Origin of the sequence: Paenibacillus sp. LS1 (assembly GCF_026013365.1) — a bacterium.
In the GTDB taxonomy this organism is placed as follows: Bacteria; Bacillota; Bacilli; order Paenibacillales; family Paenibacillaceae; genus Paenibacillus.
Map to the genome: position 1 here is coordinate 268,293 of NZ_JAPDOE010000004.1, position 13,196 is coordinate 281,488.

At 46.6% G+C, this 13,196-nt stretch carries 10 protein-coding genes; 8 read left to right on the top strand and 2 right to left on the bottom strand.

Annotated elements, in window-relative coordinates:
• Positions 1–162 precede the first annotated feature (162 nt).
• The gene (locus tag OM416_RS18400) at positions 163–3,282 is read right to left on the bottom strand and encodes a glycoside hydrolase family 2 TIM barrel-domain containing protein (RefSeq protein ID WP_264931887.1); all 3,120 of its coding nucleotides are present in this window, start codon (positions 3,280–3,282) and stop codon (positions 163–165) included.
• Between the two features lie 126 nt (positions 3,283–3,408).
• Here OM416_RS18400 and OM416_RS18405 point away from each other — a divergent pair, with 126 nt between their 5' ends.
• Entirely contained in the window at positions 3,409–4,242 is an 834-nt protein-coding gene (locus OM416_RS18405) for a helix-turn-helix transcriptional regulator (protein WP_264931888.1), read from the top strand.
• Positions 4,243–4,247: 5 nt separating this feature from the next.
• Here OM416_RS18405 and OM416_RS18410 read toward each other — a convergent pair whose 3' ends face one another.
• Positions 4,248–6,302: a helix-turn-helix domain-containing protein gene (locus OM416_RS18410; RefSeq protein ID WP_264931889.1), complete on the bottom strand. Its 2,055-nt coding sequence runs from the start codon at positions 6,300–6,302 to the stop codon at positions 4,248–4,250.
• A 225-nt stretch (positions 6,303–6,527) separates the two neighbouring features.
• On the opposite strand from OM416_RS18410, the gene OM416_RS18415 reads away from it, so the two are divergent.
• The 7 genes from OM416_RS18415 to rhaD all read left to right on the top strand — a co-directional run bounded on the left by OM416_RS18415 (position 6,528) and on the right by rhaD (position 13,067).
• Positions 6,528–7,748 (top strand): metal-dependent hydrolase family protein, encoded by a 1,221-nt coding sequence (locus OM416_RS18415; RefSeq protein ID WP_264931890.1) that lies wholly within the window; start codon positions 6,528–6,530, stop codon positions 7,746–7,748.
• Between the two features lie 60 nt (positions 7,749–7,808).
• Positions 7,809–8,975 carry a hypothetical protein gene (locus OM416_RS18420; RefSeq protein ID WP_264931891.1) on the top strand — a complete coding sequence of 389 codons (1,167 nt, stop codon included), beginning with the start codon at positions 7,809–7,811 and terminating at the stop codon, positions 8,973–8,975.
• 216 nt (positions 8,976–9,191) lie between these two features.
• Entirely contained in the window at positions 9,192–10,127 is a 936-nt protein-coding gene (locus OM416_RS18425) for a helix-turn-helix domain-containing protein (RefSeq protein WP_264931892.1), read from the top strand.
• A 27-nt stretch (positions 10,128–10,154) separates the two neighbouring features.
• Positions 10,155–10,643: a DinB family protein gene (locus OM416_RS18430; RefSeq protein ID WP_264931893.1), complete on the top strand. Its 489-nt coding sequence runs from the start codon at positions 10,155–10,157 to the stop codon at positions 10,641–10,643.
• A gap of 186 nt (positions 10,644–10,829) precedes the next feature.
• A complete protein-coding gene (locus tag OM416_RS18435; RefSeq protein WP_264931894.1) occupies positions 10,830–11,117 on the top strand; it encodes a hypothetical protein in 288 nt (95 codons plus the stop codon).
• 196 nt (positions 11,118–11,313) lie between these two features.
• The gene (locus tag OM416_RS18440) at positions 11,314–11,838 is read left to right on the top strand and encodes a GNAT family N-acetyltransferase (protein WP_264931895.1); all 525 of its coding nucleotides are present in this window, start codon (positions 11,314–11,316) and stop codon (positions 11,836–11,838) included.
• 383 nt (positions 11,839–12,221) lie between these two features.
• Entirely contained in the window at positions 12,222–13,067 is an 846-nt protein-coding gene (gene rhaD, locus OM416_RS18445; protein WP_264931896.1) for a rhamnulose-1-phosphate aldolase, read from the top strand.
• The last annotated feature ends 129 nt before the right edge of the window (positions 13,068–13,196 follow it).

Here is a 13,196-nt window from a genome sequence, read left to right on the forward strand (position 1 = left end):
AGATATTGCAAAGTCTCACCTCGTAATAGAGTAATCGCTGGTAAAAATCTTTCTTGCACCTCATTCATTATAATGTTCCGTTGAAAAACTTCAAACTTATACTACTAACCACTCCACAAAAAAAAGCACTGCTGGCGGTATGCCGGCAGTGCTTGCTTGATGTTATACAGGTCTTACCGTAAAGGTGAAATGATACGCGCGGTTGGCTGGCAAGGTGTATTCAGCGTGAGTACGTGCGCCCCAGCTGTCATCTCCGCCGACACCCATTTGTTTGTAATTGATACGCGCCACAGTCTGTGTGCTCTGTGGTAATTTGTACACATGGTCGTTTGCTTCCAGTTCCTCCGGTGTCCACGGCAACGCATTGATTTCAAATGGTATGGTGGCCTCAACATGAAGGCCAAGCTGACCATCCGCTGACGTAATTTCAGCGTACCGTACATCCGTTTTGTTACCACACTCCTGTGGTTTCAGATATCGAACGAATTGATCACGAACCGCACCTGTGTAATATCCCAATCGTGCACTGGTTAGACGGTCTGCGTAGTTGTCGTGTGGCCCTCTGCCGTACCAAGAGATTGTATCCAGGCTGTTATTAAGTTGCAGCAGCATACCGAATTCCGGTAGATCGGGTAGGCCCTCGCCTGGAATAAGGGTTTGATTGATTTCCAATACACCATCCGCATCAATTCGGTATGTGATGGACAGCGTACATCCCGGATGTGAATCCCACGTATAATCGGTCGTCACGAGAATGCCTTGCTCGTCTGCATGGTGCTCGAAGCGAATTAATCTGTTGGTAGCGTGAGCATCTCTCCAGAAGGCAGAACGCTCATTCAGGCGGTTCCCCATATCGTTGTCTGTCATGGCTCTCCAGAAATTCGGCCGGACAGGTGCGAGCAACTGCTCCTGATTGTTGATCTGATAGGACGTTAACGCGCCAGTAGCTGGATTGAAGCTCAACGTGACTTGGCCTGTAGCCACTTTCAATTCATCTTGTAGATCCTGTATTTGCGGAGCATTACCTTGTCCTTGATACACCGGTTGAATTGGACGCAATCGTGGAGATACCACGAATTGATCCCAGGCAATCTCATGACCTATTCCTGCCCATTTGGTTGCAACTTTCGTAACCAGAGATACAGTCAGCACCGCTTCCTTGAACAAATCAGACGATGGCGTGTATGGAATACGGACTTCAACCGATTCGCCAGGAGATACTGCGATATCCAGCGTGCCGTCCTCTACGGATACACCATCGTGTGTTACTGTCCACACGAGTGAATATTCGCTCAGATCCGTGAACAGGAACTGGTTTCGGATGCGCAGCAGGCCATCTTTTATATCAACGGCTTCCATACGAACGTTCTGATAACATTTCTTCACTTCTTCCAGCTTCGGCGTAACCGTCTTATCGGCCAGAATCAGTCCGTTTCCGCAGAAATTTCCATCATGAGGGGATTCACCGAAATCTCCGCCATAAGCGAAATATTCGACACCGTCTGCCGTAGTGGTACGAATGGACTGATCGACCCAGTCCCAGATGAATGCACCCTGCAACACATCATATTTATCGAACAAATCCCAATACAGATGCAGACCACCGCAGGAGTTACCCATGGCATGGCTGTATTCGCAGATAATATAAGGTTTCTTCGGTCCCTGCATGCGAGCATAATTCTCCACATTTTCAGGGCTGATATACATCGTCGATTCAATTTCGCTTGCCGAATCGGAAGGGCGATAGTGGAAAGTCCCTTCATAATGAACGAGACGGGTTGGATCGACTTCTTTTAGATAATCGTACATGGCGATGAAGTTATCGCCGCCGAAGGACTCATTACCCAGAGACCAGATAATAACGGACGCATGGTTTTTGTCCCGCTGGAACATCGAGTTACAGCGATCGATTACGTTATTACGCCATTCCGGCTTGCTCGCGGGAATATTGTTTTCGTTCATTTCCTTTTGCCCATATTCCCAGGTGCCGTGAGTTTCCAGATTCGTTTCGTCAATGACATAAAGGCCATATTCATCACACAGTTCGTACCAGAGTGACTGATTCGGATAATGGGATGTACGCACGGCGTTAACGTTATAGGACTTCATCAACTCGATGTCACGGATCATGTCTTCCCGCCCGATGGCTCGACCCTTATCCGGGGAAAATTCATGACGATTCACGCCTTTGAATACAATGCGTTTGCCATTGATTTGCATCAGGCCGTCTTTCAGTTCAAACTTGCGGAATCCGATCTGGCTGCGAACAGCCTCCAGCGTTTCGCCCGATTCATTCTGAATGGAAAGCACGAGCGTATATAGATGAGGGGTCTCGGCGCTCCATAGAAGCGGTTGGATAACCTCTGCTGACAAATTAAATGAAAGTTCATCCTCACCCTGGAACGTAACGGCCGCAGTAAGTGGTTGCTTCAGTACAGTCTGCTGTTGTGCATCATAGAGCTGTGCCTGAACGGACAATCCGGCAGTGATCTGCGCGGCATTATGATTAAATAATTTCATATCCAGCAGTAGCTTCGCATCCTGATACGCACCATTCAGTTCGGTACGAACAAAGAAATCGGCGATCTGAACGGGTGAAGGTGAATGCAAGTATACACCACGGAATATGCCGCTTAACCGCCAGAAATCCTGATTCTCCAGCCAACTCGCATCACACCAGCGATATACCTCTACAGCCAGTTTGTTCTCACCTTCCGTTAAATACGGAGTGATATCAAATTCTGCGGGTGTGAATGTGTCCTCGCTATAACCGACCAGTTCCCCGTTCACCCATACATAAAAGGCGGATTCAACGCCCTCAAAGTGCAGCAGGACAGGCCGGTCTTTCCAGTCTGTAGGCACAGTAAACGTACGGATGTACGAACCCACTGGATTATAAGTTGTTGGTGCAAAGGGTGGCTTCAGTTCAGGCTCACGCTCGACCCACGGATAGGTCATATTCGTATATTGGGGATAATCATAACCTTGTAGCTGCCAGTTGGAAGGAACGGCGATCTCGTCCCAGTCACTGGCATCATAGTTGTTCTCATAAAAGGATGAAATCCGTTGCTCCGGTGTCTCCGCAAAGGCAAACTTCCATTGACCATTCAGCGATTCATACCATGGCGATGCACTGGATTCATTGGATAATGCTTCTGCCACAGATGGAAACGCTATCATAGAAGCGTGAGCCGGTAGACGGCCCAGTTGAAAAATCTCGGGATTGTTGTTCCATTCCGGGTATCCATTCGCCGGAGGGGTGTATACCAGTTTGTTTCTCATAACAGCAACTCCTTCTAAAATGTTATAATATTGTCATTATAGAATTGAATTGATACTTAGAAAATAAAGAATATTGCCCATATATATCACAATATGAAACTAACGACGGAGAGAGTGGTGTACTGGATGGATACCCGGATTTTTTTTGGTAAAACAGAAGAAGCTGCTCGCCTGCCGATCTATATGACCACGGTTGGTTACTGGGAACACCAATATGAAACCGAGCGTCCAGAGGGTTTCCCGGATTATCAGATCCACCAGATTATTCATGGTCAGGGGAGACTGATTATACAAGACGAAGAGTATATCGTCGGACCGGGTGACGTTTTTGTTCTGTACCCTGATGTCCCGCATCAATATATGCCCATCAGTGACCGCTGGGAGCTGGCGTGGGTCTCGTTTCAGGGGAGAGAGGCCAGTCAGCTATTATCTTATGCGGGTATTACCGGTTCACGCGTATGCAGACTCAGGACAGCCACGCTGCTGCATGGCCTGGAGCAACTTCTGGTTAGAGGTGAGAATGGCGGTGATAAGGATTACGCAGATTACGATGTGGAGTGTTCCAAACAATTATATGCACTGTTGCTGGATCTGAAGCCACTACTCATCGTATCTGCCAACTATAATGATGAACTGGAGCGATTGAAGCCTGTGCTGCGATATATTGCAGAGCATCTGGATCGTTCACTGTCGTTGAAGGAACTGGCCGATGTGGCGGTGGTGTCTCCTCAATATTTGTGCAGACTGTTTCAGAAGGCGCTCCATACCAGACCTGTATTTTACGTGAACCAGGAACGGATCAATCGGAGCAAACAACTCATGTTCAGTGAGAGAGAGCTACGAATCTATGAAGTTGCTGATCGGGTGGGCTACGAGAATGCCAGTTATTTCTGTGCGATGTTCAAAAGGCATACAGGTATGAGTCCGGAGCGTTTCCGCAAACTGCACGGACTGAATTGATGGAGTTACAATTTCAATGCTCCACTTGCGGTAGGAGCAACAGAGTATACTTCACTTAAATGACATGCCAGATACACCTTCATCCAACCTTCGGAATCGTTCAGATCAACACCTAGAATCTCCTCTATTTTGCGTAGGCGCAGGTACAACGTATTGGTATGAATATGCAGACGTTCGGCTGTGGCTTGCACAGATCGATTCGCAGCAATGTAGGTTTTGAGTGTGAGTTCAAGCTCTCCTGATTTTTGCTGTTGAAGAGGGGACAGAATTTCATGGATGTAGTTCTCGATATCGGACGGTTCCTGATTCAAGAACAGCCGATTGATCCCGATTTCTTCGTAGAGCATCAGGCCCGCTTTGTTCTGTTTAAGCAAAAAGGACAACGAGCGTGTAGCCTCGTCATTGCTTTTGGACACATATTCAAGACCTTGATAAAGTCCACCAATGCCAATGGATAGGGCAGGGGTTTTGGAGGTGGTCCATTTCTCCACGGCCGTTTCCAGCCTGCTGATGATCCAGTGTCTGACCTTTGGCTCGGATGCAGCAGCCAGAATCGTAATTTTGTGATGTGCACTGAACAATAGATGTTCACGGGTGCCCAGCTCCTTTTCAATAAATCCAATCAACTTGCGCACCCAATTTTCAGTTGTTTTCATATCAGGATGTTCCCCATAGAGCTGCAATTGAGCGACGAACAAGGACTGATGAGCTGGTAACTGAAAGCTGGAAAGTCGGGCTTCCAACTGCTGTGGTTCTCTATATTGCACCAGATCGCTGAAGAAATCGTGGTTTTTCCGATAGGACATCTCGGTGAGTGAGTAGGTATTCACCATCTCCAGCATCACAATAGCTCCGCCTTGTTCCAAAATCACATGATCCAACTGACCTAACGGATGATCTAATTGGATGGCAAAACAGCCAAGCACCAGAGATCCATTCACAATGGGATAGAGGTAATAATTGCTATGATCCGCTCCACCGGATAAGGTGATGGGGTTAAACTGACTGTCCAGAACGGTATAGATATCGAGCTCACTTAGCAAGACACTTTCCGGAATGATCGGGTACCAGTCATTTCTCGCCATGTCCACATAATAGGTGGGAAGCTTCAGCATCGATCCAACCGTCTCAATGATATGTCCAAGGCTCACATGTTCAATGGAAAGTGCCGTGAATTGATTATGGATTTCATTGCGGCTAACGAGATATCGGTTCGTTTCCAGCAGTTCTGAATACATGGTGGCGTTGGAGATGGCAATGGCTGCCTGATCCGCAAATCCCTGCATCACATTCAGATCATGTGGAGCAAATCGTCTGTTTTGTTCAAATTGGTATACCAGCATCACCCCGATTTTGTGGGTATTCATTGTCACGGGAACGGCGATCAGTCCTTTGGCCATAATACCGTCAGGCAGTGAACTTACAATGATATCCGCATTCTCCTGACTGACATTGCCCATATCTTTAAAGGCATCATCCGGTGTGCTGTACATTCGGCCAATGCCTTCCTCGTATACTTTTCCTGTAATGCCCTCATCCAGCTCGCCCTGATATTGATACACACTATCCTGAAAACCGACCTTGGCTCTAGGAATCATCTTGCCAGAGTCCGGATCAACCATCATGAACAGTCCGCAGGAAAGGGAGGGGATGACATGCAGCGCATTCTCCATGATTTTGAGTAACAAGTCGTTCAGCTCCAGGGAACAGGTCAGCTCCCGCAGTCCGGTCAACCATCGATCATTGTGTGCACGTTCCATCTCAATCTGCTGCTTCAGCAGTCCTTCCCGAATCAAAGACTCCAGACGTTCACTCTGTAGCAGAGTAAGTTGCTTCTGGCTATCGATAACCACACGAATGTTGATATTGGACAAAAAAACAAACGTATACCTGAGAATCTTCCAGGATGACTCAATCTGTTCTTGATCTGTATACTCAGGTACCTCTCCTTCACGCAGCCAGTTATTCCACTGGAAATCATATTCATCCTTGATCCAGATTCCGTATGGAACAGACCCAAAGACTTGAACCATAAATGAGCGAACCGCTTCATGAATCATAACAAACGTACTCCTTTTGTGTTCACATGGCAAAATGCTTACATATATAACATGATCTTCACTATGCTGTGTGATTTATATTTTGTATTGTGTATATCACCATAATTAATATTAGAATGCTGTTGCTATCAACAATGACATTATACATTTGCAACTTATATAATGTCATTAACTTTAACACGATACAATTTCATCGTAGTACAACAGTAGAGAGGTGGAGTACAGATGAGTCAAATTACTGCTTTTGTAGGTGCATTGTTGATTGATGGACAAGGTGGAGAACCTGTTTCCGATAGTGTGGTTCTGGTTGAGAACGGGAAATTCGTAGCTGCGGGCGCGAAGGCAACCGTTCCAATTCCGGAACATGCCGAGCTTGTTGATGTAACAGGCAAAACGGTGATGCCCGGATTAATCGATGCCCATGTCCATGTGCACGGGGCCAAAAATCTGAATATGGCTGCGGTGGCGCTGGAAGCCAATGAACTTCAGATGGGGAGAGCACTTCAGGATCTGCCGAAGCTGATCAACGCAGGCTTTACAACCGTCAGGGATGTCGGTAGCCATGTTGCTGTATATATTCGCGATCTGATCAAGGAAGGTGTGGTGAAGGGGCCGCGGATTAAAACATCCCGTCATCTGCTCTCTCAGACGGGTGGACATGCAGATATTCATATGATTCCAACGGAACTGAATATGTTCACTGTGTGTGATGGCGTTCCTGAAGTCATTAAGGCAACACGCACGCAGTTCCGTGAAGGGGCGGATTTCATTAAAGTGTGTTCCACGGGTGGGGTACTGTCGGAGAAAGATGACCCTCGCTGGTCGCAATTCCGCATGGATGAGCTGAAGGCGATCGTGTATGAGGCGGAAGCGGTACAGTCTTATGTAGCTGCACATGCGCAAGGTACACAGGGAATCAAAAATGCGCTGGAAGCGGGCGTGCGCACCATTGAACACGGGATCTACATTGATGAAGAAGGCATTGGCATGATGTTGGATCAAAACGCGGTTCTGGTTCCAACTTTGGCCATTGTACATCGGATCATCAAAGAAGGGCATAAATACGGTGTTCCCGAATTTGGCATTCGCAAAGCCAAAAGTGTATATCAAGAGCATATTGAGAACATGATTATCGCGCGTAAAGCAGGCGTCACCATTGCAGTAGGGACAGACTTCTGCACGTGTGCACCTGTTGAGCATGGGGGGAATGCGCTCGAACTTCGATTGCTTGTTGAAGATGTTGGATTTACGCCGATGGAAGCGATCGTAGCCGCAACGAGAGATGCGGCGAGAGCGATGCAGATGGAAGCGGAGATCGGTACGATTGAACCTGGCAAAGCTGCTGATCTGCTGGTACTGAATGTGAATCCGTTGACGGATATTGGTCTGCTCGAAAACACAGAGAATATTGAACAGGTCTATTTATCAGGTGAACGCTTGAAATAAAATAGATGGTTCTAGTGTACTGAACTGCACTGACAACATAGAGAATGGGGAGAAGCCACCATGTTTAGTCAACCGATATATATCGCCACAGTATTACTTGTTATTTTAGCTATAGGGGAACTGGTTTCGATCTGGTCCAAAGCGCGAATTCCTTCCTTGCTTGTTATTCTGATCGGATATTTGCTGCTGAACTGGGCGGGGTTATTTCCCAAAGGAGCGGTCTCCAGCTCTGCTCTGACTGCGTTCGGGGCTCTCATGGTGGCTCCGCTGATTGTACACATGGGGACATTAATACCGCTGAAATTAATACGTTCCCAATATAAAGCAATACTGATCTCATTGTTTGCATCACTCACAGCTACAGGTCTCATTTTGTTAATCGTATCCCCGTTCTATGGTTATCCTACGGCTGTTGCCGGATCAAGTCCGGTTGTCGGTGGCATTATCTCTTATCTGATCACAACCACGAAGTTGCAGGAGATGAACCTGGGTCATCTGATTACAATTCCGGCTGTTATTCTGGGGATTCATTCCCTCGTGGGGATGCCGATTGCAACCAATATGTTGCGCAGATATGCGTTAAAACTGCAGAAGCAGGGCGCTTTTGAGAACAAGGTTGCAGGAGAAGGCCAGGTAAACATTAAAGAAGCGAATGCCAAAACATTCCTTCCACAGCGTTTCCAGACCGCACCTATCCTGCTGTTGCTCTTGTTCATTATGGGCAGTCTATCCATTTATCTGGGCAATGTAACAGGACTTAGCTACAGTATCTGGGCTCTATTGCTTGGGGTTCTAGGACATCTGATCGGATTGTTCCCATCTCGTATTCTGGATAAAGCAAGTACATCGGGAATTGCGATGATAGGTCTGATCGTAGTCGTTATGACAAGTATGGAGTCGATCACTTTCGATGCGGTGGTGAGTTCCATTATTCCAGTGTTGTTCATTATCGCAATCGGTGTAGTTGGGGTGCTGATCGGTGGATTTGTTGGCTCCAAGCTGTTCAAATGGGACCCGCTCAAAGGTCTGCCTGTAGCATTGACTGCACTATTCGGTTTTCCGGGGGACTACATTATCTGTGAGGAAGTAAGCCGTTCGGTTGGACGTGATGAAAATGAACGCAAAGCCATCCTCGATGAGATTTTAACGCCGATGCTGGTAGGTGGATTCACAACGGTCACAACAGCATCCGTGTTGATTGCGTCCATACTGATCAAGACACTTTAGAAAAATTGATGTTCTTTTCATCCCAATTTCAGTTTCCATTAAGGTTGTGGAGGTAAGATAAGTCTTGTAAACCCCTTCTCGTGTTAAATAGATGTGTGACTGGCCCTATCGGATTGTCCTCCGGTAGGGCACTTTTTTTTCTTCATTTCTGTGGTTGATGGTATGATAGATGTATACATAATGTCTAGCCAACTCTAGTGATCGGAGGATGGAATTGTGGATCACAGCCTGCACTCAATGTTTAAGCCTATTCAGATGAATGGAACGTATCCTAATAGTTATTATGTTGAGAAAATACCTGCTGTCGGTTTGATGGCTTATGTGGCCTGTTATTGGGAATCAGGATCTCTTCCGAACACGCATGCAGATGTTATTTGGAGAGAGGGTCGAGAGCCATCAGTGATGACTGTCCCTGCCCGGGTATTGCCGGATGGTTGCACGGACATGCTGATTACATATGACCCGGTCTGTTCAGAGCACTCCTATGCTTACTGCGGCAATTATACACAGCCGTTCGCTGTACCTGAGCCATCCGATGATGGTTCCCCTGCTGGAGATTACACCTTTGGTGTGCGGTTCTTCCCGGGTGGAGCACATGTCTTCCATGGCATGCCTCTGGAATGGTTTACGGATAAGCGAGTTGCCCTTCAGGAATGTTGGCCAGAGAAGCTGAACGAGCTTCAGGAACGAATGGCCGAAACGAATTGTTTTGCAGAGCGGGTAGAGGTTATGAACGCGTACTTGAGTCCATTGTCTGTGCAGGCAAGCACATCTGAGAACGATCTGATGAAAAACGTGCTGCACCGCATCTTTATAGATGGGGGACGTATGACTGTCCAGGAGCTGGCGATGCGTGAAGTGATCAGTGAACGACAGCTGCATCGCAAGTTCTCGGAGTGGGTCGGAATCAGTCCCAAACGATTCAGTGAGGTGGTTCGTTTTCATCGTGTGTTGAGTGATATTCATCAGGGGAACACGACAGATTGGGCAATGCTTGCCCAGAATCATGGTTTCTTTGACCAAGCCCATCTGATTCGGCAATTTCGCAAGTTTTATGGAGAGACTCCGCTGACGGCAGCCAGGGAACATGGCAGGATGTTGTCCGATTTGTACAATAGATCTGTAGAACCGTCGGTTATACTTAAATGGTGAGAATAAAAGATAAGGGAGACATCATATATGAATGGAACATTGCAGATTCGGGATCATTTGTTAAATGAGTTGGAAACAGGCGTACGGACGGGGGCTTCGTTAATTCGCTTGATCCGTTCGGAGGATTGGTCTTATCGTCCACAGGAGAATATGCGTTCATTGGTGGAGCTTGTGCATCACTTTATCCAGATCACGGCATCGGATCTTGCCATTATGCAGGAGAAAGGTGAAGCAGAGGTTGGTCTGGTGGAGAACAGCCTGTCCGGAATCGAGGATATCGAGAAGCTGGAAGCGACGTTGTGGAGCAATTTCGAATCCTACAAAGCATATATCACGGGATTGAGTGAAGAAGATTATTTAAACCGCTCTACCAAAGCTTTCTATATGGAACATGGTCATTTGCAGGCGCAATGGCAGATTGAAACGTTAACGCATGTGTTCCATCACCGTTCGCAGCTGTATAACTACCTCAAGCAGCAGGGTCATGAACTGAACTTTTTCATGCTGTATGCCTAGAAACCTTGTTCATTAGAATATGCATAATTTGCTCCATCGGATGGTCGGTGGGGCTTTTTTTGCGTACAGTTGTCTATCAATCTATGGTGTCTATTAAAAATGGACGTTATAACACTGTCATTTCACCGTGGCTTTACTAGTTTCTGAACATAGAATACCGTATCAAAGCAAAAGGAGGTGATTTCAATGGCCATCCTTTTACCATTACAGTATTACAATCTTCCAGCTGGCGTAGGTAAGTCCTACTATGAAAACCTGTCTGGAGGCACCAATGCCAGCGTTACAGTGAACAACTACGGACCATTTCCAGTATCTCTCGTAATAACTCGTGTCGATGCAACAGTAGTCACTTACACGGTTCCAGTAAACAGCAGTCTTACAATTACGGCAAGCAACGTTCTGGTTTTTGCATTACAAGCGAACCTTGGAGGCGCAGCTTCCGGAACAATTCAATTCGCCGTAGCAGATTTCTAATTGGTGTAATATAGTAGATTGGCCTCTGCCGGACATGATGTCGGCAGGGGTTATTCTTTTTTTTGGTGGAACCATCTGGATTGAAAGTGATATTATACTAGGGTCTTTATACATATTTGTTTACCCTGATGGTCATTCGATTAATTTAAGGTATAGGCGGCACGCAGACTTGTGTTGGCATACAGGAGGTTAGTGGATGATGGACAGAACAATCTTATTTGAAACCGAACGGTTGGAATGTGCGACGTGGAACGAAGGGGATCGTGCCTTGGCATTTGCATTGTGGGGCGATCATGAGGTTGCCAAGTGGATTAGCAGCAAGGGATTTCTGAGCGAGGATGAAGTAGAAGCGCGATTAACACAGGAGATTCAGAGGCAGAAGGAAGCGGGTGTACAATATTGGCCCCTTTTTGAGAAGGAGTCTGAGGTATTTGTTGGTTGCTGTGGTTTGCGTCCATATTCTCCAGAAGAGGATATCTATGAACTGGGATTTCATCTAACCCGGGATCACTGGGGTAAAGGGTATGCCCAGGAAGCAGCACGGGCGGTGATTGATTATGCTTTTGACGAAATGAACGTGAAGGCACTGTTTGCCGGGCATCATCCGGATAATGAAGTGTCACGTCACATTTTGATTAAGCTGGGATTCGAGTACACAGGCGACGAACGGTATGAACCGACTGGTAAGATGCATCCATCCTATGCGCTTCAAAGTCCTTGAGTATTCTTTCAATATGGACAGGCCTCAGCCTATCCGCTTAACGTGAATCCGTTCCCAAAGAGGTACGTGGTCTTTACCGGCTCAGCTCGCTTTTCATGCTTTTTTTATTTCGCTTTCAGCTTCTATTAAGGTAGCAGAGGTATGATAACTCTTGTAAACCCCTTCTCGTGTTAAATAGATGTGTGACTGACCCCGCCGGGCGCCGGTGGGGTATTTTTTTGTTTTATTTTCAAATAAACAAAACTAAACAAAAATAAATAAAAGAAAATTTCTGTGTTTATTATTGACTATCAAAGATAAACAAAGGTATAATGAATGTGAAAAAAGGAACTTACTATGTACGTGGCAAGCCATATTATTTTCAATATAAGGAGAGAATGATTATGAACGTGACCCTTACCAATGAAACAACGCAGGCTGCAGGTTTCCATATTCCATTTATCCGTGAGATGGCCGAGATTACACAACATATGTGGAAAAATGGCTGGGATGAGCGCAATGGCGGTAATGTCAGCTATCTGCTGGAGGAAGAGGAAGTTGCCCAATATATCGATACCCATCATGTGATTCGCAAGATCAAACCGGCATTCTCGGTGAAGGAGCTGGCAGGCAAGTATTTTATCGTGACGGCATCGGGCAAATATTTCAAAAATGTACTCGCTGATCCCGAGAGCAATCTGGGGTTGCTGCGTGTATCGCAAGATGGACAGGAGTTGGAAGTGCTCTGGGGATTGAATTCGGGCGCGAATCCAACAAGTGAGTTGCCTACGCATTTCATGAGCCATATTGAACGTCTGAAAATGGACCCCAACCACCGTGTTGTTATGCACAATCACGCTACTCATGTATTGGCTATGACGTTTATCCACGAATTGGATGAAGCAAAATTCACCAAGACCCTCTGGCAGATGTGCACGGAGTGTGTGGTTGTATTCCCGGATGGGATTGGCATCATTCCATGGATGATTCCTGGATCGAATGAGATTGGCCGCGAAACGGCTGAGAAAATGAAAGAATATCACGCGGTCATCTGGCCGCAGCATGGCATATTCGGAACAGGTACAACGATTGACGAAGCATTTGGTCTGATCGAGACGATTGAGAAGGCAGCTCAAGTGTATATGCTGGTTGCTGGTCACGAGATCCGGCAGAGAATTACGGATGAGCAGCTCACCACACTGGCGCAAGCGTTTGGTGTCACCCCTCGTCCCGGCATTCTGGGCAGTTAAGGGAATCTGGATTGTTTTATAGTCAACGCATAGATCAAGGAAGTGGTCTTTGGTTCATTGAACCGAAGGCCATTTCCTTTTTTTTGACGAACAATCGTCATTTTGGTTCAAAAAAGTTCAAATTGCTGA

Excerpts from the sequence above, each read along its gene's own strand:
- OM416_RS18405 (WP_264931888.1), top strand. The coding sequence starts at position 3,409 with ATGGATACCCGGATTTTTTTTGGTAAAACAGAAGAAGCTGCTCGCCTG.
- OM416_RS18430 (WP_264931893.1), top strand. The coding sequence starts at position 10,155 with ATGAATGGAACATTGCAGATTCGGGATCATTTGTTAAATGAGTTGGAA.
- OM416_RS18440 (WP_264931895.1), top strand. The coding sequence starts at position 11,314 with ATGATGGACAGAACAATCTTATTTGAAACCGAACGGTTGGAATGTGCG.
- OM416_RS18420 (WP_264931891.1), top strand. The coding sequence starts at position 7,809 with ATGTTTAGTCAACCGATATATATCGCCACAGTATTACTTGTTATTTTA.
- OM416_RS18415 (WP_264931890.1), top strand. The coding sequence starts at position 6,528 with ATGAGTCAAATTACTGCTTTTGTAGGTGCATTGTTGATTGATGGACAA.
- rhaD (WP_264931896.1), top strand. The coding sequence starts at position 12,222 with ATGAACGTGACCCTTACCAATGAAACAACGCAGGCTGCAGGTTTCCAT.
- OM416_RS18410 (WP_264931889.1), bottom strand. The coding sequence starts at position 6,302 with ATGATTCATGAAGCGGTTCGCTCATTTATGGTTCAAGTCTTTGGGTCT.
- OM416_RS18435 (WP_264931894.1), top strand. The coding sequence starts at position 10,830 with ATGGCCATCCTTTTACCATTACAGTATTACAATCTTCCAGCTGGCGTA.
- OM416_RS18400 (WP_264931887.1), bottom strand. The coding sequence starts at position 3,282 with ATGAGAAACAAACTGGTATACACCCCTCCGGCGAATGGATACCCGGAA.